The organism is Streptomyces sp. NPDC054840 (genome assembly GCF_053611065.1).
The window spans coordinates 1-21783 of sequence record NZ_JBSGZP010000019.1 but is presented as its reverse complement, the minus strand read 5'-3'; the positions used below and the strand labels follow the sequence as shown (position 1 = coordinate 21783).

The following is a 21783-nucleotide window of genomic DNA, read 5'->3' as shown; positions in this document are numbered from 1 at the left end:
CGACATGGCGCATGTACGCCACGACGCCACGGGGCGGTACTCCGTCTTCTTCTCCGGTCCCCACCTCGGCACCGATCGGACCGCCGGCCTCCATGTGCGGGCGATGACCGACGGCAACTGCATGCCCTTCGACGGCACCACCCCGAGCCGTCACCCGGGTCTGCATATCGACGTGGCCTGCTTCGACAGCGCAAGGCGTCCGGCCGACCGCCGCTTCACCATCGCGTACAACGCCCGCGGCGCGGCATACGGAGCGCTGGTGACCGCCGCGACCGCGCCTGGTGCCGTGTCCTCCGACTGGCGGATCGCCGAACCGCAGGACACGGCGGTGCCACGCGTGTCACCTATACCCACCCGTCGCCGGGCCTGTACACCTTCGATCTGCCCTATCTGCCGGGAACGGAGCCGGAGTCGTTCGCCGTCACCGCCCTCGCCCCCATCGCCGAGGCCGGTACCGGCCGGATCCCGGACGTGGTGTGCGGAACGACGGGGCGGGCGCTATCCCTGGGGATGCGGGTCCGGTCCGGCAGATCTCGGTGACCTGCCGGGACGCGGTTACCGGGCACATGGCTCCGGGCGGCACCCGGGTCCATGTCGGATACACCCGTGGCGTCAACCTGGCGGGAGCGTCCGGGGTCGGCGAGGCGTATCTCACCGCGCCACGGCCAACGCCTCCACCGCCCTCTGCCGCGCGTCGGTGCCAGACCCGGACCGGCCGGGCCATCTCTCCGTCGTCTGCAGGAACCTCGCGGGACTGATGGACACCAGCTTCCACCTGCACTTCGTCTCCAAGAAGCTGCGCCTGCGACTGACTTCCCTTCCAGCGACGTAGGCCACGGGAACATCGGCATCCACCACCGGGGGGCCGGCCGCAGGGTCCGACGACGTCTGGGCGGGGAGCCGGTCCCAGCATCGTTCAACCTTCGCCCACTACCGGAATGGCTACCATGCCCGGTCCCCGGGGAAGCGATCAGAGTAGCGACTCGCTCGCGACAACTAGCCAGGGGGGAAAGCCGTTGAGCCGACAATGACGCTGGTGCCCGTTTTGGGCGCTTCGGCTTACAGGAGAAGCAACTGATGCAGCGCCGTAGAGGCCGTCTCGTCCAGACCGTCGCGGCTCTCGCGATGGCCACATCAGCGATTATGGGCACCACAGCAGCCGCCGTGCGGGAGGGGCCGCCCGCACGGTCGAGGTGCGGGCGTTGCTGCCGCTTCCGCCTGCCGCACGTACAGGATGCCCAGCAGGCACAATCGGTCCGCTACCGGCCGAGGCCCTGGCGACTTCATCGGCCAGGGCGGCAGCAGAGGCTCACCCGTGCCCACACGTCGTCCCCGGTCCACGGTCGAGTGCTCACACACTCACGAACGGCCGAGTCATCACACCGGTTACGCCCGACCAGGGCGTTCAACAAGATCCTGTTACGAGCTCTTACTGATCCTTTCAGACTGAGGTTCGGAGTCGGCGCAAGCAGGTGGTGCTGCAGGCGAGTTGGAGCAGTCCGAGGTGGAGGTCGGCGCGTATCTCGTAACGGGTCCGTAGGCGTTTCAATTGGTGGAGCCAGGCAAAGGTCCGCTCGACGACCAGCGGGTCTTGCCCAGGCCGGAGCCGTGGGCGGTCCCCTTGCGGGCGATCTTCGGCGTGATGCCGCGGGCGCGGAGTAGGCGTCGGTACTTGTCGTAGTCGTAGCCGCGGTCGGCAAACAGCCGGCGCGGACGATGACGGGGGCGGCCGCGTCGGCCGCGGATGCGGGGGATCGCGTCCAGCAGCGGCATCAACTGCGTCACGTCGTGCCGATTTCCGCTGGTCAGCGATACGGCGAGGGGTGTTCCGTGGCGGTCGGTGATCAGGTGGTGCTTGCTGCCCGGACGGGCGCGATCGACCGGCGAAGGTCCGGTGTGAGCCCCCCTTCAAGGCCTGAAAGGATCAGTTAGTAGAGACTGTGACGAGGGTGACAGGCTGGCAGAGAACGGTGGAGGCTTGATGACAGAGACCGACCCAACCGCCCTGATCGATGATGTCCTCTCCCGCATCGTCCACGGGCTGGAGGCGTTCGCACCCACAGGGCTGCGCATGGCTGCGGAGCGCACCAACGTCAATGTCGGTGAATCCTACGATGGCCGCACATGGACTGGAGGTGTCTGCCCGTTGATCCAGCGGTACCCGACGGGCAAGGCGTTCATGGCTGCGCTCGCGGCCGGCAGCCCCGATGCGCTCGATGCATCCATCGAGGTACTCGCCGTCGTCGCTCCTTCACGGGCGATGTCCTATGCCCTCGAGATTCTGCAGATCGATCTCGGTGGGTTCACGTTCAGCCACAACCGTGTCCCGTTCGAACTTGTTGTGCGAGGACGCGCCCAAAAAATCATAAAGCGAGAGCCTGAATCGGCTCCCTCTAGCATTCTTCTCGACATGCTGCGTCGCAGGGTTCTGTCTCCGAGCGAGGTCCCGAGAGACAAGTTCGCGGGAATGCCGATAGGCGACCTCATAGTCGCCGTGGGTGCAGGCGAGATACGCCTCCACGAAGCCGAATGCGCAGATTTCCTCAGCGGGCATCCTGCGCTCCGTGAAGGTGCTGGACTTCTTGACGTGCTCATCAAGACCCGGTGGTTTACTGAGGCAGGCGGCCATGACGGAGGCCTGGCGATATGGCTCACACATAGACTCGCTGCCACATCCTATGCACCCGCCGTTCCTGCATTGCGTGATCTGTTCGCCCGGCAATATGCGTTTCTTCCTTCTGCCGGCTTGAGCCTGCTCGAAATAGGCACCCCGGACGCCCTCGACGCAGCGGCCTCCGCATTCACCATAGAAGGCGTACCGATCAACGACTATCACGGCTGCGAGCGACAGGCTATCGCGACCGAAGCGCTCCTTCGCGTCAGCCCCTCGCGGGCATTTGACGAGTTCACGCCGCTGTTCACGGAGGAGGGACTCCGGGCCGCTGACGCCAGGATGGTGTCAGCGAGCACTGTGCTCGAGAAACTCACACCATCTCGGGCGGTCGCAGAGCCCCGCTGGATCGAGAGGTGCTTCCGGCTTTTGAAAAACCGCGCACTTGGCGACCAGGCGCGTACGCTCCTCCGACAACTCGATCCCACGATGGTGACTGAGGCCGCGACGCGCGTAAAGAAGAGCGAGCGAACCGCGGCCCGGAGGCCGGTTAAAGCCACAGGCGACCTCCTCCACCGTTACTGTGCCGGCGACCACGAAGGCGTCTGGCAGGAGTTGCGCATGCTTGATCCGGAGCCGCTGACAGCTCTTGCCACGCAGGCTGAGGCCGTTGCCACCGAGACGATGGAGCGAGTGCGGCTCAGCCTTGCAGCAATCGTTGAAAAGCTGCGCGCCGAATCGTACCCATTCAACGCGCCAGCAAGCGTCCTCGTTCCACCTGCTCCAAACGCACCTGCCCGCGTTGCAGAACTCGAGCGTCTCCTCGGCATCCGCTTGCCCCTCTCGCTGCGCGCGTTCTATCTCACGGTGGGCGCCGTCGACCTGTCAGGCAACCAGGACTCCTTCTTCTCCTCCCTGAAAGACGAGCCCGACGACGAGCCCGACTTCGTCGACGTCTCAGAAGAGTATCCATTCATATATCTCGCTAATTTCGACCCTCTTGTAATCATTCCGATCGACTTCGCGATCGCCGAGGCGGAAACCTTGCGGGCTTCCAAGGAGGAGGAGTGCGGCCTAATCAGTACCCCGCACTACCTACGAATCAGCCCTCCCATGTCGTTCAAGGTGTGGCCCGAGACTGCACCATTTGAGCCGTGGGACGCGGTATGTCTCCCTGGCACCTTCGCCGATGCGGAGCTTCATCGCGGGAACGGTGAAGCAGTCCCCTTCCTCGACCATCTACGAGACTGCCTCAAGTGGGGCGGATTCCCTGGCCTGGCCAGCGTGAGCATCCGGCCCCAAGTAGCCCTCGACGCGCTCGCCGAATATGTCCACCCCCTTTGACTCTTCGTCAATGCTCCGGCCTTCGAGCACGTTGATGACGGTGGTCAGGTGCGCGTCCAGCAGCGGCGCGGTGTGCTGGCGCTGTTCTGTGGCCATGCGCGTGAGCTGGGTGCTGTGGTCTTCGAGCAGGCTGAGCAGCTCATCGTCGACGGGCTTTCCCGCGACGGGCTGGTGTCGAGCCGAGGCATCGCTGGTGGCCCAGCTGCCTGCCAAGGAGAGCAGGGCGGTGCCGGAGACGACGGCGGTCAGCAGGTTGCGGCGATTTCGGTCCATGGTGGTTCGGAGAGCCTCTCGGAGGGCTGGCACGGTGCTGGTGGGGCCGAGCGGGATGACCACGTCGCTTCCACTGGGCAGCCAGTCAGGCCACGCTAGTTGTACCGATTCACAGCGGTGATGGGGAGGCCCAGGGTGGCCGCAATGTACTTCTGGGATGTCCGGTCGGGTGTGACCCCGTCAACCTCCCATTTACGGATCCTGGCCTTGTCGACGCCAGAGCGCAGGCCCTGGGTGAGCGCAGCTGCCCGGATTCCCCGCACGAGATCGACGCGGGTCATGTTCCGGGCGGCACGGGCCCGGGCCAGGGGATGTGCTGTCAGCTCGTCCACACCGAAATTGAACCAGCCCCGTGGCTGTCGTACGACGGGTTCGCGGAAGCGGGACTCCTGCGGGACTCCCGCCAACTCCTTATTTTAGAGCTTCAGTTGATCAACACTCGATCACCCCAGCGACCTCGCGCTGTCGGAATGTGTCGACGGCCCAGCGCCGCGCACTGCGCGGTCGGCACCTATGCGATGTGGGTGTGTTGTTGCTGGTCGGGGGCTGTTTCTGCCAGTTCTTCATGCGGGCGAAGGTGTGCTCGACGCGGGCGCGCATCCTGCGGTGTTCGGCGTTGTCCTCCTCCTGGCCGCGCAGGAGGGGGCGTCCGGCTCGTCTGCGGTGCGGGACGATCGGTCCGGTGCCCAGGTAGGCGCCGTCCGCGATCACGGTCGTCCCGCCCGCGGCGGCCGGCAGGTCGGACTCCCGCCAGACGTGGGCATCGGCCTTGTTGCCTGGTGCCGGCCGGGCGCTCGCGACGACCAGGCGGCTGTCCGCGTCGATGATGACCTGCACGTTCGCCGAGAACCGGTAGTTACGGGATGAGGCGGCGACTGCGCGGTCGCGGACCGGGATCAAGGTGCCGTCCACGATCCACAGCCGTTCGTCATCGGCGACGGGCCGCGGGGCCGGCTCCAACGCCGGCAAGGGCCGCAGACGCTGGATGACCCGGCAGACGGTGGCCGGGGAGACCCCGAACAGCGGGGCGAGCTGGCGCATCGTGAGGTTCGTCCGGTAGTACACGGCCACCAGCAGCACCCGGTCCGGCAACGGCAGGCACCACGGACGGCCGCCACCGGGACCATTACCGCCCCGCTCCCGCACCACCTTCACGAGCTTCTCGAACCGGCCCATCCGCAGACCGGTGAACGTCTCCACCCACAACGACTCAGCCCGCAACACCCCACCCATACAAGGGGAAGGCCCCATCACGGACGTTCTGCAACAACCTTTAGGCGGGCGGCGTGCTCGGCGCTTGCCCGGGAGCGGGCTTCCTTCCAAGCAGCCCATTTTGCCGGGGGGTGTGCCGCCGGAAGGGTGGAGCTGGGACGCCCCGCCGCCCGGTCAGCGGACGTGTGCTCGAGTCGGGCCGAGGCTGTGATCACCCTGCGTGGGAGGAGCTGCGTGGGAGCTCTGGTTGACGAGGAGTGTGGAATCGGATGAACCGGCCTGATGGTGTGTGGGGGCGTGTCCTGCCGCCTGTTCGAACCAATCGGCGTGCGCGGGGCCGGGGTGCCGGGGTCGAGCGGGTCCTGCCGGCCGTTGCGGCTGCGCTCGCTGTCGCCCTGGCGTCTGGAGGTGCAACGTGGGCCGATGCGCCGCCTCCTGAATTCGCTCCGAAGGTCGACTACCCGGCCGGGTCGCTCGCCTGGGCGGTAGCGATGGGTGACTTCAACGGTGACGGCAAGCCTGACCTGGCCGTCGCCAACTACGGCGACAACAGCGTGTCGGTGTTGCTGGGCGTCGGCGACGGCACGTTCGGACCGAAGACCGACTTCCCCACTGGTGTCGCCCCTTTCTCGGTGGCGGTGGGCGACTTCAACGGTGACGGCAAGGCCGACGTCGTCACGGCCAACTACTTCGGCAACAACGTGTCTGTTTTGCTGGGCGTGGGGGACGGAACGTTCGGTGCTAAGACCGACTTCCCGACCGGGGCCAATCCCGGCTCGGTGGCGGTGGGCGACTTCAACGCCGACGGCAAGGCCGACCTTGCTACCGCCAACTCCGGTAGCTCCTCGGTGTCGGTTCTTCTGGGGGTTGGGGACGGAACGTTCGGGCCCGCGACCGACTCCCCGGCGTCCGGCGGCAACTTCTCGGTGGCGGTGGGCGACTTCAACGCCGACGGCAAGCCCGACCTCGTCACCGTCAATGCCTACGACGACAGCGTTTCGGTGTTTCTGGGTGTTGGGGACGGCACGTTCGGGCCCAAGACCGACTTCCCGACCGGGACCTATCCCATCTCCGTGGCGGTGGCCGACTTCAACGCCGACGGCAAGGCCGACCTCACCATCGCCAACGGCGATGAGAACACCGTGTCGGTGCTGCTGGGTGTTGGGGACGGCACGTTCGGGCCCAAGACCGACTTCCCGACCGGCGCCTACCCCTACTCGGTGGCGGCGAGCGACCTCAACGGGGATGGCACACCCGACCTCGCTGTCATCAACGCCGATGACGATGACGTGTCGGTGCTGTTGGGCAATGGGGACGGTACGTTCGGACCCAAGTCCGACTTCCCGACCGGAGCCAATCCCGAATACGTGGCGGTGGGCGACCTCGACGCCGACGGCAAGCCCGACCTGGCCGTCGCCAACGCCAACGACAACACCGTGTCGGTGTTGCTGAACCAGACCGAGCCGCCCGTGCGGTCCCTGTCGGTGACGAAGTCTGCTGTGGAAGCAGACTTCCGCAAGGTGGGTGACGTCCTCAACTACAGGTACACGGTCACCAACACCGGAAACGTGGCACTCACCGGTGTGAAGGTGGCCGACCCGGGCACTGCCGGGGTCGGTTGCGGCTCCAACCAGCTTGCGGTCGGTCAGTCCACGACTTGCCACGCGACCCATACCGTAACGGAAAGTGACGTGACAGCGAAGTCGGTCACGAATCAGGCCACTGCCACCGGTATGGACGGTGAGGAGACCACGACCGCGACGAGCGAGCACGTCATCGTCCATCTGTCGGCCCTGGCCCTCACCCTGGCTTCGGACAATACGGAGTTCACCGCGCCGGGCCAGGCCATCGACTACAGCTACACCGTCTCCAACACCGGGGACACGCCCCTGAGCAAGGTCATCGTGACCGATGACAACCCCGCCACCACCGTGACCTGCCCCGCAGACACCCTCGATCCGGGCGCCAGCCTCAACTGCAGCGCGTCGCTCACCACCACGGTCGCCGACCAGCAGGCCAACGACATCACCACCACGGCCGGCACCACCGCCACCGCACCCGGCGGGCAGATCAACGCCACCAGCACCCCCCTCACCACCCCCTACACCGGCCCGAACCTCACCTGGCAACCCGTCACCCCCTGAGCAACCCCAAGCCCTCACAGCCGACAGGGCCGCGCTATCGGCGGTCGGCACTCCACGTTCCTATGGAAGGTCAGTGGTTCGGGACGGGGATCGGGGAGGTGGGAGGGTGCCAGGTGAGGATCCAGCTGGCGGTAAGCGCCGCCGCGCCGCCTGCCAGGGCGATTGCGCCGCCTGTTCCGATGGCTGCGGCCACCGCGCCGAAGCAGGCCGGCCCGACGCCCTGCAGCGTCATGCCGCCGGAGCCGAGCAGACCGAAGGCCTGGCCCTGGCCGTCCTGTGGCAGGGCGTCCAGGAACGGCCGTTGCAGGCCGAGACCGTAGGCGAATCCGAAGCCGCAGAGCAGCAGCAGACAGGATGAGACGCCCACTCCGGGCTCGGCGGCGAAGCCGACGAGCGGCAGTCCCATCAGCGCGATCAACGGGACTACCAGTCGCTCCCGGGTGGGTGGCCGTAGGAGTCGGCCCACCAGCAGGTCACCGACCAGCATGCCGACCGGCAGACAGCCCATCAGCACCGCGTACCAGCCGGGCGTGAAGTGGCGTCCTCCGGCGTAGGCGACGATCAGGCCTTCCGCGCCCGCTACGAAGGCTGGCGGTAGCCATTGGGCCAGCATCAGTCGTCGCACCGTGTGTTCGCGCAGCAGCAGGCCGGCACCGTGGAGGCTTGCACGGACGGCCCCGCCATCGCCCCGGGTGCTGCCGGGTGTGCCGCCGATCTCTCCCGGCTGCAGCCGGGGTAGCCGGATGTGGATAGCGAGCGCGCAGCCGAGGTAGAGGGCGGCGCTTACCGCGAGTGCCTGGCGCGGGCCGAGTGCCGCGACGGCCGCGCCTCCCAGCGCCAGACCGAACAATTGCGCGCCGGAGCCGGCGATGTTGTTCAGTGAACGGCCCAGTACATAGGCGTCGCCCTCCAGCGACTGCGCGACCAGCCGACTCGATGCGCCGCTGAACACCGGTGTGGCGAGGGCGACCAGCGCCACGACACCAAGGCTTGCCGCGACCGGCATCCGCACCAGGGCGAGTAGTAGGGCGGCGGCGCACGTCAAGGCGTAGCCGCCGGTGATGAGCGCGCGGGGCGGTAGTCGGTCGGCCAGTGAACCCAGCAGCAGCGAGCCGAACAGCTGCGGGATGAAGCCGATGCCGAAGGCCAGTGCGCTCAGCAGCGCGGAGCCGGTGGCCGCGAAGACCAGAACCGAGAACGTGGTGATCCGCAGCGCGTCCGCGGTGATCGCGACGGCGCGGGTCGAGAAGAGCAGCCGGAATCGCGGCTCGGCCAGCACCTCCCGGTAGGTGGCACTGTGGTTGACCTGCGCGGTTCCGGCGGTTGGGGTCATGGCGCCCAGCTTTGCCGTGCGCCCACGCCCCTCACCAATGATTCGTCGCTGGACGAATCGAAACGGACGTCCCGGGCTAGCATGGCAGGGTGCTGCGCTTCGAAGTCTCCGTCGAGGACCTGCTGCGCAGCCGCTTCGCGCTGTCGCCCGCACTGGACCTCTGTTTGCTGCTGCGCTCGCTCGCCGGCCAAGGCCAGCCGCTGCCGCGAGCCTGGGCCGCCCGGCTCATGCCGGCCTTTGAACGGCTTCGTCGCGAGACCGAACTGGACGCAGCCCTCGCTCTGCAGGCCCCGCACGGCGGACCGAACTTCGTCGCCCCGCCCCCGCGCGGCCTCAACCAGACCTGGGCTGACGACCTGGCCGTGATCCGGGCCACACCGCCGGAAGCGGCCCGCCACGAATTCGCCGCCACCGCGACCGGCCCGTCCGCCTGTGATCCCCGCGTACGAGCATTGCTCGACTCGGCGGACGCCGTCTCCAGGATCGCCGAGGCGATGGACCAGGCGTGGCACGAGCTGCTCGCCGCGGACTGGCCGCAACTGCGCGCGATCTGTGAGCGCGATGTCGTGCACCGGGTGGGTGTGATCGGCGAACACGGATGGGCTGCCACCATCGAGAGCCTGCATCCGGGCGTCGCCTGGCGCGCCGGCGGTATCGAGATCGGCTTCTTCCGAGGCGGAACAGTCCGCCTCGCCGGCGACGGGCTCCTGCTGATCCCTTCGGTCATCGTCGGGCATATCGCCGCCCACGTGGAAGACCCCTGGCCCAGGACCTTGGTCTACCCTGCCCGCGGCACCGCCGCCCTGTGGGGCGAACAGGAGACCGTCCCCCAACCGGACACGCTGACCGCTCTAGTCGGCCGGGCCCGAGCCCGGCTGCTATTGGCGCTGGACGCCCCGGCCAGTACCAGCCACCTCGCCCGAACCCTCGCCATGGCACCCGGCGCGGTAGGAGACCACCTCGCCATCCTTCGAGGCGCGGGACTGCTCGTCCGCGCCCGGTCCGGACGGTCGGTGCTCTACCGGCGCACCCCGCTCGGCGAGGCACTGGTCGCCGGTTCGGGCTGAGTGCCGACGACAGCGACGACCCGGTGATCGTCACCGGCTACAAGGCCCCGCGCCCGCAAGCTCACCCCCGGCGAGAAGCAGGCCAACCGGGTCCTGGCCGCTGCACGCGCTCCCGTCGAACACGGCTTCGCGCACCTGAAGACCTGGCGCATCCTCACCGAACTCCGCACCGACCCCGCTCGCGCCACCGACCTTCTGCGCGCTCTCCTGATCCTCTCGAACCTCGAGCTCTCACGCTGACAGATGATCAGTCATACTCGGCGCGGTACGGCTCCGTCCTTGCCAGCGGTAGAGGTCGCGCAGCAGGGAAATCTCGGCGCCGTGATGGATCAGCTCCCTGTTGACGTGCAGGACCCTGTTCTCCATGGGAAACCGCTCGGGACCCACCGTGGGCGGATTGTCCAGGTCGGCGTCCGAGAGCTCGCGGACCCCCGCGTTCCATCTCCCATACATCTCATCGAATGTCGAAGACCGGCGCCCCGACGGCACCCGGCACGCCCTGCTCCGCCTCGGCCCATACACGCAGTGCGGCCACACCGACCGTGATGGAGCGCGGCCAGCCGCTTCCCGAGCAGCAGCCGGACGCCGACCCGTCGCCCGGGTCCTCATCCACCCGGACCACGCGCTCACTGGTCCCGACCTCTGACCCGACATCGACGTGCGCTCCTGAGCACACGAAGCGGCCCCCGACATCCGGACCTCGATCCGGGCGGCGGGGGCCGCTTCCCGCGTTTTGGAGCTGTCGGCCGTCGATGGTTTTACGGCCGTAAAACCACGACGCTCCGCAGGCCCGCCCCGGACCCTTTCTGATCATCTGAGAGGATGCTTCCCTCCCCGGACCGGCCGGAGCCGCTGTCGGTGGGGTTGGCGAGTCTTCGGCCATGGATCTGCCCTACGACACCAGGTCCTCCGCGGGGGACATCGTCGCGGCCGTCGCCGGACTCGCACCGTACGCCTTGCCGGCCGTGGTACTGGCTCCCGCACCGGGGGAACCGACCGCCCACGAGAGTTCCGTGGGTGGACCATTGCTCTGGCCGACCGACGAGGCGTGGCCGTGCTGCGACGTCCCGGACGAGAAGTCCGGTTCCGGGACACCAGCGACCGCCATGGTGGTGGTCGCGCAGGTGTATCGGAAGGATGCACCTGGCGACTGGTGGCCTGAGGGTAAGGATGTATTTCAGCTCCGACTCGCCGCCGCTGCCCGTACGGCAGGAGGACCCGGACTATGGATACACGCCGGTGCCGTGGACGCTCACCCCGGTGCCCCTCGTCGACTTCCCCTACCCGCAGACCCTGCCGGACAGAGAACTCGTCAAGGCCGTGCACGAGTACGTGGAGGCGACCGGGGACGGAAGCGATGTCATCACCCGGGTGGCCGGGATCAAGTTCGGCGGGTGGCCCACCTGGCACCTGACCGACCCTTACGACATCCTGTGCCTGACCTGCGGCGCTCCGTGCCGCCTCACCCTCAATCAGGCGAACGCGATCGGCCGGATCACCGTCTCCGGGGAGGTCTGGATACACCGCCTGCCCACACCCGGCGCCTGCCCGGCCGGGCTCGCGGCAAGCCCGGACGGGAGCCTGTGGTTCACCGAGATCGGCGTCGGGCGGATCGGGCGGCTCACCACCGGCACGGCGGCTGCGGACACCGGAGAGGCCGAGAGGACCGCGTGCGTCGCCGAGTTCCAGCTGCCCGACCCGGACAGCCGCCCCCATGCCGTCGCGGTTGCCCCCGACGGCACCTGCTGGTTCACCGAGTGGGCCACCGGCCGGATCGGCTCCGTCACCCCGGAAGGGAGGATCACCGAACACCCGCTCGCGGACTCCGCCAGCGAACCCCACGGGTTGGCCTTCGGCCCGGACGGAACCCTGTACGTCGCCGAGGAGCGCGGCGTCGTCTCCCGGTGGGACGTGACAGGCACAGCGGGGCCAAGGCGTCCATAGGCCGTTCCTTCGGATCACCTTGCAGACCAGATGAAGATGGCGGCGAGGTGGAGTCCGGCGAGGGAGACCAGGCCGTCGCCACCGCCACCGTTGCCACCGCGCAAGCACCGCGCCCCCGGGCCACCCCGACGCAATGTCGCCGTTCGTTGTGGTGGCAGCGTCAGGTGTCAGGACCAGTTCTCCGGTCCGCCTTCGAGCGGTGCGGGTAGCGGTTGGGGTCGTGGCCAGCCCGCGCCGATATGGCGTGCGTGGGTGAGGCCCGGTGCCCAGAGCGCTCTGGGGGCAGCAGTACCACCGGGCCGCCCCAACGTCACGACGTGATCCGTCTGACGGTCGAGAAGCTGCCCAGCGGCGGGGTGAACAAGCCTGTCTGGCTGTGGTGGTCGGGCACTGGCGCCGCCGCGGACGACGTTGTCCGGTGCTGGCAGGCGTTTCTCCGCCGTTTCGACGTGGAGCACACCTTCCGCCTCCTCAAGCAGACCCTCGGCTGGACCCGGCCGAAGCTGCGGGACTCACAGGCCGCCGACCGCTGGACCTGGCTCGTCCTGGCCGCACACGCGCAGCTCCGCCTCGCCCGGCCTCTCGCACGGGATCTGCGACGGCCGTGGGAGAGGCCGGCGGAACCGAACAGGCTCGCCCCCGCCCGGGTCCGCCGTGGGTTCGGGAACCTGCGGGCGAAGACGGGCACGCCGGCCGGTGCACCGAAAGCCACCAGCCGCGGCCCCCGGCCGCCCGCTCGGCTCGAAGAATCGGCAGCCCGCCACCCGCTACGACGTCGGACGTGTCCTCGCGACTGGCGAGTCCTACACTCGACCCGCCCACCACAAGGTCGGCACCAGACCCCGACGAACCGGATAGACATCAAGCTGACCGTGGCTGGGACCTACGGCGGCGGACGGGGTGTCCACCCCCCGGCAGTGCTGGAGGGTGTACACCCCGTCTGCCGCTCGAGCTGGCCAACGGCGATCTCGCCTGTGCCGTCATCACCATCCGAGCTGTGGCTCGCCCAGGACCTTGCTGCCGATGCGCGCGGCGAGCTCCTGGGCTCTGGTCAAGGCCCCGCGGCTACTGCAGCCGTGGACGAAGACGGTGTGATGCTCAGTCCAGCGGTTCAACTGGGCTTTCTCACCGTGGAACACGATCTGGACTCCGTCGTAGTTCGCGCTCGCGTATTGGTCTGCCTCCGGGTGCTCCGGCCACAAGCCGCGCCAGCAGATGTCGGCGATGCCCTGGCCAAGAGCCGCCACGAAGCGCTCCTCCACAGTCCCCGTCGGAACGTCTGCCATGGCATCCAGCGGCAGGTGTGCCTCCAGTGCGGCGGCGCCTGCGGTCGTCACGTCGAGGTCGAACCAGAGGTCCTCACCCGCAGGACCGGTACGCATGTCCAAGTAGTCGAAGTTCGCCTCCGGCAGGAGCGCAACCATCCGCCGCACGTCTTCGACCGTTCGTAGCTCGGCGTAGAGCCCGGCTTTGCCCTCGCACTCGGCCATCAACGTCCGCAGGTGCTTGGCCTGTGTGTACGCCATGGTTGCGTCGGTAGTCTGGAAGACGGGATACGCCCTGGAGTTGCCCATGGACCGAACCGTCACACGTCCTCGCAGTCCTCCACCACCGTAATTCGTGTGATCACTGCGGTCGGTGGACTGGGCACACGTTCAGCATCCGCAACCGGGGTCCGGTCCCTGCCCGAGGTTAAACGGCAAGCTTACGACCCTGGGCAAGCCCCGGCTGTCGGTGTCAGCTGGGACGCATGGACAGGGATGAGGAGCTGCTGCGCGGCCGGGTCTACGGCACCGACCACGACCACCCGGGCCCGCGGCCGCACCGCGACTACGCCGAACTGGTCGGCGGGCCGCTCGACGGGCTGTTGCTCGACATCACCGGCTGGACGGCGGACGAGATCCAGACCGGCGTCGCGCTGATGACGAGCTCGGGCGGTTCGGCGCCGGCGGCCGCCTCTGTACCACCCGCGGCCCGGCGAGCGGAACCGCTGGGACTGGTCCGGCGACACGCCCTGAGGCTTCGCCAGGCGCTTGTGGTGAGCTATTGAAGCTCGATGCGTAGAGGCTCCCTACGCTGGCTTTGTAGGTGGCAGCCGACGCCAGTTGTAGGTGGGTTCTGACTCCACTGGAACTACTGGGTAACCGCGGGGTGAGATCCAGCTCGGTGTTGGCGGGACGTAGTGCCGAAGGTGCCGATGGACTGGCGGGGCCGTGTTCTCTGTGCGGCAGGAGTCCTGGGGAGATAGCGTGTATGTCAGGAGCAGTCGTGGTTCCGAGCCGCTGCTCGCCCGTGATCGCGATCGCGGGCGTTTCGCTGTCCGGGTCCGCGCTTGGGCGACGCCGGTCGGACGCGGCGGTCGCACAGTGCGGGCGCCGGCGGCTGCGCACGTCTAGGAGAACAGCATGGCTACTGGCATCGTGAAGTGGTTCAACGCCGAAAAGGGCTTCGGCTTCATCGAGCAGGACGGCGGCGGCCCCGACGTCTTCGCCCACTTCTCCAACATCTCCGCCTCGGGCTTCCGTGAGCTCCAGGAGGGCCAGAAGGTGACCTTCGACGTCACCCAGGGACAGAAGGGCCCGCAGGCGGAGAACATCACGCCGGCCTGAGCCACCCTCATCCCACGATGCCCCGCAGGCGGCCCGCAGCTGCCTGCGAGGCATCGTCACATTGATCCACCGTGATCCGATTCGCACATAGCCGGCCGCGAGCGCGGCGGCCGCGGTGACCACAACGCCGGTCATCAGGACCACCGCATCCCGACCTTGGACAGCTGCCTCCATCCGCTCCGGTGTCAGGGTGGCGGCCCGGCGGCGCTGGTTGTCGACCCACGTCCCAAGTTTCAGCGGGACGTCCCGCCGCGCCTTGCCGTCGCCGCCGAGGGCGATGGTCTCGACGTGCTTGCGCGGCACCGTCAGGTGCCCCTCGCGCGCGCAGAACTGCTCAGCGGCGGCGAGGTGCATCGCCCACTTGTCCGCCTGGCTGGTGCGCGGCTTCGGCTTCTCCTCCTCGGCCGCGGGCTCGCTGCCGAGGACCTGCTCGCACATCCACTGCTGGACCCCGGTGAGCTGATCCCACCCGAGCCGGACGGACGTCACCCACCGGCCGAGGTCCTCGCCCTGGCGCTCCTGTTCCAGGCGGCCGGGCCGTGCAGCCCTGCCCCCGGGCCGGCGTAGTGGTGGACGGCCCGGCCAGCGGCGCTCAGCGTGATGCCGAGCACGGTGCCGCCGTAGAAGCGTTGGTCGTTGTCGACCGAAGCGGGGGTCTGAGGGCTTCAGCGAAGGCCAGTGCAGTTGTCCGCCGCCCAGCGAAATGCCCACCCGCCCACGATCCGTCGCCCTCCGATTGTCAGTGGTGGCTGAGAGGATCGGAGCATCGAGTCGGTCGGGAACAACGGGGGGCCTTCAATGTCCGGAAACCAGAACTACATCAATCACGTCGCTCTTGTACTGGACGCCAGTTCGTCCATGTCACACCTCAGCGGAAAGGTCGTCGAGGTCGCCGATCAGCAGATCGCCTACCTGGCGCGCCGGTCGCAGGAACTGGATCAGGAAACCCGTGTCACGGTGTACGTCTTCTCGAACAAGGTGGAGTGCGTCATCTACGACAAGGACGTGCTGCGCATGCCGTCCCTCAAGCAGATGTACCGGGCCGGTGGAATGACCGCCCTGCTGGCCGCCACTTTGAAGTCGCAGCGGGAACTGGCGCAGACGGCACAGCTCTATGGCGACCACAGCTTCCTCACTTTCGTGCTGACCGACGGGCAGGAGAACGCAAGTCACCGCTGCCCGGACGCCCCTGCCCGGGACCCTCGTGAACTGGTGAAGGCCGTGGCCACGATGATCGAGACGCAGGAGGACAACTGGACGCTGGCCGTCCTCGTGCCGGACCAGATGGGCAAGCGGGAGGCCATGCAGTGCGGTTTCCCGAAGGACAACATCGCCGTTTGGGATGCCACGAGCACACAGGGTCTGGAGGAAGCCGGACAAGCCATCCTGAAGGCCACCGAGAACTTCATGGTGGGCCGCAGCAAGGGAATTCGCGGATCGCGGGCGGTGTTCTCCATAGGGGCGGAGGCGGTCAACAAGAAGTCCATTGCGGCGGCCGGTCTCACACCGGTCGATCCGTCGCTTTACCACCTGATTCCCGTGGCCCGGGAAGCAGCCATCCGGGACTGGGTCGTTGAAAGCGGACACACCTACCGCACCGGTTGCGCCTACTACCAGCTGAGCAAGTCGGAAAAGATTCAGGCGCGGAAGCAGATCGCTGTACTGGAGAAGAAGACGGATCAGGTATACACGGGGCCGGAGGCCCGAGCCCTGCTCGGCCTGCCGGACACGGAAGTCCGCGTCAAGCCGGACCACAACGACGAGTTCACCATCTTCGTACAGAGCACCAGCGTGAACCGGAAGCTCGCGCTGCAGACGCGGCTTCTGCTCATGGTCTGACGCCTCGCGAGCGGCGCGGACCCGGTCGGCGGGGTCCGTGCGCGTGCGGCTCCTGCCGGCCGAGGTCGAAGCGCCGGCGGACCACCGCACGGCCCCGGTCCGTATCGACATCGCTACCTGAACGATGAGATGGAGAAGGGCACCCCGCAGACGCGCGGTGCCCCCTTCGTGTTCGTGCGAGTGCAGACCCGTCGGGCCAGGATGGCAGCCATTTCCTCCAGTGGCCCCTGCTGGTCCACCTCATGGACGGGATCCGCGACCACGGCGGCACCGGCCTCCTCGCCGCGCACCTTGCCCGCCTCGGCGAGAACACCACCTGGAAGGACGGCCTCGTCTCCACCACGGTCGGGCGTCTCGTGGACGCCACCCTGCACTCCCTCCACACCGCTCTTGACGCCCGCCGCGCCCGCGTCCCGCGTACGGTTCTCGGCGGCGGCCCGTTCCCGCTCCACGACCACGCCCGCCGCCGCGGACCCCACACAGCAGGTCCCGACGGAGGCCGCCGTCACCGCCCACCGGCAACAGGCTGCACCGGCCAGGGGCGCGAGAGGTACGCCGTGAAGGCGGCGGCTCGCGCACCCAGGCGCCGCGGGCGCGTGTCCGCTTCCGGGTGTGGACGGATCGCTACGCGGGCGGATCGCTTACGGGCACGGGCGGGCCGGTGGGCCCCCACCGGCCGGGACGGCGAAGACACGGCCGGCCCGCACTCCCCAGCCTTCGACCCGGGTCCGGTACATCCACGCAGGCTTCCTCTGCCCGGCGGCGACCGGGCAGAGCTATGGAGCGGTTCAGATCGCAGCGCGTGGCTCCTTCTGCAAAAACCACAGGGCATCGAGGGCGAGACGGGCGGCTCAAGGCGGACGGGAAGCGAGGGACTGCCCAGGGCACCCGCGGCTGTGCACGTCGGGAGACCCGATGCCCATGGTCGACGCTGCATCACAGATCCTCGCCCTTGTCGGCGGCCTCTTCGCGAGGGCTATCGCCGGACCCGCGGTGTCATCGAATCGGTCGCCGCGGAAATCCGGACGTCGACAATGGACGTAGAGCGCTGCTGCCCTCTCGGCGTCGGCGAGGTACTCGCGGGCGATTATGAGAGAGGCACGTCCTCTGCCCCGGCGGTGACTCAGCGGGCAGAGCGCACCGGAGAGGCAACAGGGCGGGACGAATCCGGCCTCGGGGGTCAGCGCGGCAGTCCTCGGCCACCCGCTCATGCCTCCGGCCACCATCACCCCTCAACGTGCCCCCGGGGGCACGATGGCGGAGACTCCTGTATAAGCGTCGGCGTATTTCGCGCGGGCTGTGGTGAGGGTGATTTCGGCATGCTTGAGGTCCCGCTCTGGCTGTGGGGGGCGTTCGCCGCGACGGTGGTCGTGTCGCTGGCGGTGGACCTGCTGTCCCACCGTACGGCGCACGTCATCCGCTTCAAGGAGGCAGCCGTCTGGAGCGGCCTGTGGGTGAGCCTCGCCTTGATCTTCGGCGCGGTCGTCTTCCTCGTCCTCGGAACGACCGCCGGCACCGAGTACACGACGGCCTGGCTGCTGGAGAAGAGCCTGTCGGTTGACAACCTCTTCGTGTTCGCCGTGATCTTCGCGTACTTCAAGGTGCCCCGCGCCTACCAGCACCGTGTGCTGTTCTTCGGCGTCATGGGCGCGCTCGTCTTCCGCGGGATCTTCCTCTCCCTCGGCGTAGCCGTGGTCAGCCGCTTCACGGCGGTGCTGTTCGCCTTCGCCGCCGTCCTCTTCTACAGCACCTACAAGCTCCTCAAGGACGAGGAGGAGAGCTTCGACCCGGGCAAGAGCATCGCCGTACGGATGCTCCGCAAGATCATCCCGGTGCGTGACGAGTACGCCGGAGCCAGATTCTTCGTCAGGGAAGCCGGAAAGCGGGTGGCGACGCCGCTGCTCGCGGTGGTCGCCGCGATCGAGGCGGCCGACCTGATCTTCGCTGTCGACAGCGTTCCGGCCGTCCTCGCGGTGAGCGACGACGCGTTCATCGTCTACACCAGCAACGCGTTCGCCATCCTCGGCCTGCGAGCCCTCTACTTCATGCTCGCCGGGCTCCTGGACCGATTCCACTACCTGAGCAAGGGCTTGGCGATCATTCTCGCCTTCATCGGGGTCAAGCTCATCCTCCAGGCATCCCACAAGATGATCAGCCCCGATATTCGGGAGATCCCCTCACCGGTCAGCCTCGCGGTCATTGCTGTCGTCCTCGCAGGTTCCGTGGTGCTCAGCCTCAGAAGGCCCGTCCCGACAGGCGCCATGGACCGGACCGACAATGAGGGGGACGTCTCCAGGGCCACCGAGCAGTCCCAGACGCCCATCGCAGTAGCAGTGGTGGTCGACCCTGAGCCTTCAGCCAGTCCACCGAGCCGGGACGGTGGACCCTCCCAGCCGTCGGGCGGGCCGGGAGCCACGGCTCTTCCCGACGCGCCAGTACGGGCATATCGTAAAAAGATGGTCAAAATGAAGCGTAAGCGCGAGGCGTACGTGTGTCCGACCTGCAAGAAGTCCGTACCGACTGCGGTCGACCGTCGCAAGACCCTCGGCGTATTCGTTCCCGTGTGGGGTCCGGGTGCATGTGAAAACCGTGACTGCCCCGACTTTCGGTTGGATCCCCACCGCACGCACCATGCGGTCCGGTGAGGGGATCGGCAGCTCGTGCCCGTCACGTCAGGCGGCCCACCGGATTCCGCCGGGATCGTCGGCCGCACGATCGCCGGCCTTCACGCGCTTGCCCACCGGCTCGCACCGCGCCTCGAAGCTGTGGTACACCGCCATGGCGATAGGCCATGGTGCCCGATCCGGCCCGGATCGGCAGGACAGGCCGCCGGCAGCGTCGGATCGGTGTCCCGTCGGATCGGCGTCCCCCGGAGCAGCATCGGGCCCAGGGTGAGCGGGAGGACGTATCCGGTGGCGGGCTGCAGGTCGGTGGTGCCTGCCCAGGCAGAGGGCCGGGCGGCGGCAACGACCCGTCGCCTCCGGCCTGGGGGGGGGCGCCTCGACCTCGGAGTCGAGCTGCGCCCGGCGATCCGAACCGCGTCGGCCGGGAGCAGGTGCCGGTACAGCAGGTCGTCGATCGCGTGCCGGACCGCGGTCTGTTCCGGGCCCTGGGGTACGCGCCTGGCAGATCGTGGCCTGTCCGACGTCGAGGAGCTGCTGCTACGCCTCCCCGCCCCGCTCCATCCGCCCAGTCGCCTCCGCCCAGGTCATGCCCCCCCCGGTGGCGAGGGCGGACACGAGCGCCTGCTCCTGGACGAAGCGGCCGCACAGCGCCCGCCCTTCCTGTGTCCAGTCGTGCAGGTCCCTTTCCGGGTACCGCGGTTTCGCACCTAGTGTCGACGGCCTGTGGCGGAGGCGAAGCCGAGCCAGGTGTGGCGGTTACCCCACCAGCACCAGCCGACCTTGGGGGCGTTGCGTCGTTCGCGGCCGTCGCGTCCTGAGCCGTTGCTGATCCAGATCGCCGGGGTGCGGGCGTCCAGTGCACCGCCCGCCTTGCGAAGCCGGGAGCCGATGGTCATGAAGCAGTGGTTGCGCTCGAGAGCGGCGGGCTGCTGGAGCACCCAGTGGATGCCTTCGGTCAGCAGCAGGGCGCTGCGGTGCTCCTGGGTGAGGGCGGACAGTGCCTCTTCCGGGCTCCAGTTGGCCATGTTGGTCGCCGCGGTTGAGGCCGGTGACGAGGTAGAGGGGGGCGTCCGGCAGATCGACGCCGTGGGGAGCGAAAAGAACGACGTCGGTCATGTCGATGACGACGAAGCCGGATTTGCCTTCGCGCTGGAGCAGCGGCGCGAGTGCTGAGGCGGGGACGCGGCCGGGATGGACGGCGATCAGGGTGGCGTTGTCGGCGTTGTCATTGTCTGCGGCAAAGTTACGCAGGTCCCCAGCGGATATCCCGGCGAGCTCGTGCACCCCGAGCTCGATCAGATGTTCGATCTGAGAGGCGAGTGCGGGGAGGGGAGCCGCGGTGGCGGACGCGCTGTCGGGCATGGGACTCCTCGTTTTGCAGTAGGGCCTGGAGATCGGTCAACGGGGCGCGGGCCGACATATTCCCGGTGTGGCACCTGATGCCCAGCAGGTCACCCCGCTCTGCCGCCCCGTCTGCACCCACACAGCTCCCGTCACAGACCGCTGTGCCACGGGACACGGAACCGCTACGCGGTCCTGGAGCCGGGCCGCCAGTACGTGTGCGGTACTGCGGTTGTCCACCAGGCTTAGCTGTGCAGGCGACGCGGTTCGCCGGCACCGCGCCTGCCTTCACGCTCGCCGGCCCTCGGCGACCATCCGCTCTGCGAGCGGCCCGGCCCGGCCCTCAACCGGGAAACCGGCCAGGGTCTCTTTCGCGTCCGGCGTCAGCCGGTTCGCACCGCCGTGACCGTGAAGCGCTCGACATCGGAGATGTGCCCGCCGGTGGACGCGACGATGGTCAGCACCGGGTCATGGGCGCCGGTGAACGACACGGTCGCATTCCAGGGTTGCGCGCTTCCGCCGGCCGGAATGCAGCAGGAGGTGCCGATCGGGGCCGTGGACGAGGGCTGGCGCAGGTCCACGCGGATGCTCTCGTCCACACCGCTGATCCGGCCGCCGGTCCGCACCGGGGAGCGCACTTCCGATCCGTAAGCGGGCGTGGTCAGCGAGAACGTCGTGTCGTCGGTGCCCACGACCTCCCACGGTGCGTCCGGGCCGGCGCCGTACCGTACGAGGTGGATGACCGCGACCGTGCTCCTGTAGCCCTCGGCGCCCGGGGGCAGGCTCAGGCCCACGCCGATCCGGGCATCGCGGCCAGTGACGGTGCGCGAGGAGACTCGGCCGACGTCCTTGAAGCCGAGGTAGCCCTGGGTGAAGGAGAGAGCGGTCTGCTCCGGGTCGAGATGCCAGGGCTGGTGGCCCCCGGAGCGGAATTCCCGTTGCCACGCCTGGGCTTCGGCGAGCGTGGGGAACGGCCACACGGGCTGGAGGAGCGCAGATCCGAGGGGCGGCGTGCCGCCGTCGGGTCCGGGGGTAGTCGGCGCGGGCGTAGCGGGGGTGGTACCGGGCGTGCTGGGTGCGGTCGGAGCCGGGGAGAGCGCCGAGGACGTGCCCGGCACGACGGAAGGGGATTCCCGCGGGGGCGATTGCCCGCCGGAGCCGCCGCAGGCGGTCAGCACACCCAACGCGGCTGTCAAGAAGAAGTGGGTGAGTCGGGCGAGTGGGAGCCGAATGCTCATGTTGACCCCAGGAAATCGGTACCGAGCGTCGGTACCGTCTGGGCTCATGGTGCCACCGGTGGAGGTCGGCGGCGAGAGGGCCAGGAACCGGAAAGGTTCCGCGCCGCCGAGGCGAGGGACAGATCCCATCCCCGCGCGGCATCGCGTACACGCGGCGTCTGCTGTCGGCTGGGTACCGGTCGTCGACCGCGCCTGGGAGGTGCA

The 21783-nt window shown here is 68.3% G+C and carries 14 protein-coding genes and 7 pseudogenes; 10 read left to right on the top strand and 11 right to left on the bottom strand.

What is annotated here, in order from left to right:
- Positions 1-1441: 1441 nt before the first annotated feature.
- Positions 1442-1905: pseudogene (locus ACWGIU_RS03195) on the bottom strand (IS5 family transposase); the annotation flags it as partial.
- Between the two features lie 76 nt (positions 1906-1981).
- Between ACWGIU_RS03195 and ACWGIU_RS03190 the strand changes: the two are divergent.
- A complete protein-coding gene (locus ACWGIU_RS03190; protein ID WP_453701942.1) occupies positions 1982-3955 on the top strand; it encodes a hypothetical protein in 1974 nt (657 codons plus the stop codon).
- On the opposite strand, the gene ACWGIU_RS03185 is transcribed toward ACWGIU_RS03190, so the two are convergent.
- The 3 genes from ACWGIU_RS03185 to ACWGIU_RS03175 are packed head-to-tail and all read right to left on the bottom strand — an operon-like array spanning position 3851 to position 5461.
- Positions 3851-4291: a hypothetical protein gene (locus tag ACWGIU_RS03185; protein ID WP_453701941.1), complete on the bottom strand. Its 441-nt coding sequence runs from the start codon at positions 4289-4291 to the stop codon at positions 3851-3853. The two genes, ACWGIU_RS03190 and ACWGIU_RS03185, sit on opposite strands and share 105 nt — an antisense overlap.
- Before the next feature lie 32 nt (positions 4292-4323).
- Complete coding sequence (locus tag ACWGIU_RS03180) at positions 4324-4635, bottom strand: hypothetical protein (protein ID WP_453701940.1); 312 nt, start codon at positions 4633-4635, stop codon at positions 4324-4326.
- 25 nt (positions 4636-4660) lie between these two features.
- Complete coding sequence (locus tag ACWGIU_RS03175; protein ID WP_453701939.1) at positions 4661-5461, bottom strand: transposase family protein; 801 nt, start codon at positions 5459-5461, stop codon at positions 4661-4663.
- Positions 5462-5931: 470 nt separating this feature from the next.
- Here ACWGIU_RS03175 and ACWGIU_RS03170 point away from each other — a divergent pair, with 470 nt between their 5' ends.
- Complete coding sequence (locus tag ACWGIU_RS03170; RefSeq protein ID WP_453701938.1) at positions 5932-7584, top strand: FG-GAP repeat domain-containing protein; 1653 nt, start codon at positions 5932-5934, stop codon at positions 7582-7584.
- Between the two features lie 70 nt (positions 7585-7654).
- Here the strand turns inward: ACWGIU_RS03170 and ACWGIU_RS03165 are convergent, their stop codons facing one another.
- Positions 7655-8917, bottom strand: coding sequence for an MFS transporter (locus tag ACWGIU_RS03165; protein WP_453701937.1), 1263 nt, complete (start codon positions 8915-8917; stop codon positions 7655-7657).
- Between the two features lie 89 nt (positions 8918-9006).
- On the opposite strand from ACWGIU_RS03165, the gene ACWGIU_RS03160 reads away from it, so the two are divergent.
- The gene (locus ACWGIU_RS03160) at positions 9007-9984 is read left to right on the top strand and encodes an ArsR/SmtB family transcription factor (RefSeq protein ID WP_453701936.1); all 978 of its coding nucleotides are present in this window, start codon (positions 9007-9009) and stop codon (positions 9982-9984) included.
- 93 nt (positions 9985-10077) lie between these two features.
- The gene (locus ACWGIU_RS03155) at positions 10078-10224 is read left to right on the top strand and encodes a hypothetical protein (RefSeq protein ID WP_453701949.1); all 147 of its coding nucleotides are present in this window, start codon (positions 10078-10080) and stop codon (positions 10222-10224) included.
- Positions 10225-10235: 11 nt separating this feature from the next.
- On the opposite strand, the pseudogene ACWGIU_RS03150 reads toward ACWGIU_RS03155, so the two are convergent.
- Positions 10236-10443: pseudogene (locus tag ACWGIU_RS03150) on the bottom strand (DinB family protein); the annotation flags it as partial.
- Between the two features lie 711 nt (positions 10444-11154).
- On the opposite strand from ACWGIU_RS03150, the gene ACWGIU_RS03145 reads away from it, so the two are divergent.
- Together ACWGIU_RS03145 and ACWGIU_RS03140 are read left to right on the top strand one after the other, a co-directional pair.
- Positions 11155-11928: a Vgb family protein gene (locus ACWGIU_RS03145; RefSeq protein ID WP_453701935.1), complete on the top strand. Its 774-nt coding sequence runs from the start codon at positions 11155-11157 to the stop codon at positions 11926-11928.
- 317 nt (positions 11929-12245) lie between these two features.
- Positions 12246-12786 (top strand): annotated as a pseudogene (locus ACWGIU_RS03140) (NF041680 family putative transposase); the annotation flags it as partial.
- 125 nt (positions 12787-12911) lie between these two features.
- Here ACWGIU_RS03140 and ACWGIU_RS03135 read toward each other — a convergent pair.
- On the bottom strand, positions 12912-13502 hold the full coding sequence (locus tag ACWGIU_RS03135) for a hypothetical protein (protein WP_453701934.1): 591 nt from the start codon (positions 13500-13502) through the stop codon (positions 12912-12914).
- 176 nt (positions 13503-13678) lie between these two features.
- On the opposite strand from ACWGIU_RS03135, the pseudogene ACWGIU_RS03130 reads away from it, so the two are divergent.
- Positions 13679-13946 (top strand): annotated as a pseudogene (locus tag ACWGIU_RS03130) (hypothetical protein).
- 387 nt (positions 13947-14333) lie between these two features.
- A complete protein-coding gene (locus ACWGIU_RS03125; protein WP_453701933.1) occupies positions 14334-14537 on the top strand; it encodes a cold-shock protein in 204 nt (67 codons plus the stop codon).
- Between the two features lie 228 nt (positions 14538-14765).
- Here ACWGIU_RS03125 and ACWGIU_RS03120 read toward each other — a convergent pair.
- Positions 14766-14891 (bottom strand): annotated as a pseudogene (locus tag ACWGIU_RS03120) (hypothetical protein); the annotation flags it as partial.
- 444 nt (positions 14892-15335) lie between these two features.
- On the opposite strand from ACWGIU_RS03120, the gene ACWGIU_RS03115 reads away from it, so the two are divergent.
- Entirely contained in the window at positions 15336-16376 is a 1041-nt protein-coding gene (locus tag ACWGIU_RS03115; RefSeq protein ID WP_453701932.1) for a vWA domain-containing protein, read from the top strand.
- Positions 16377-16489: 113 nt separating this feature from the next.
- Here ACWGIU_RS03115 and ACWGIU_RS03110 read toward each other — a convergent pair whose 3' ends face one another.
- Positions 16490-16855 (bottom strand): hypothetical protein, encoded by a 366-nt coding sequence (locus ACWGIU_RS03110; protein ID WP_453701931.1) that lies wholly within the window; start codon positions 16853-16855, stop codon positions 16490-16492.
- 840 nt (positions 16856-17695) lie between these two features.
- On the opposite strand from ACWGIU_RS03110, the pseudogene ACWGIU_RS03105 reads away from it, so the two are divergent.
- Positions 17696-18643 (top strand): annotated as a pseudogene (locus tag ACWGIU_RS03105) (TerC family protein); the annotation flags it as partial.
- A 1064-nt stretch (positions 18644-19707) separates the two neighbouring features.
- On the opposite strand, the pseudogene ACWGIU_RS03100 reads toward ACWGIU_RS03105, so the two are convergent.
- Together ACWGIU_RS03100 and ACWGIU_RS03095 are read right to left on the bottom strand one after the other, a co-directional pair.
- Positions 19708-20362, bottom strand: a pseudogene (locus ACWGIU_RS03100) (DUF5701 family protein).
- Positions 20363-20724: 362 nt separating this feature from the next.
- Positions 20725-21579, bottom strand: coding sequence for a hypothetical protein (locus tag ACWGIU_RS03095; protein WP_453701930.1), 855 nt, complete (start codon positions 21577-21579; stop codon positions 20725-20727).
- Positions 21580-21783: the final 204 nt, after the last annotated feature.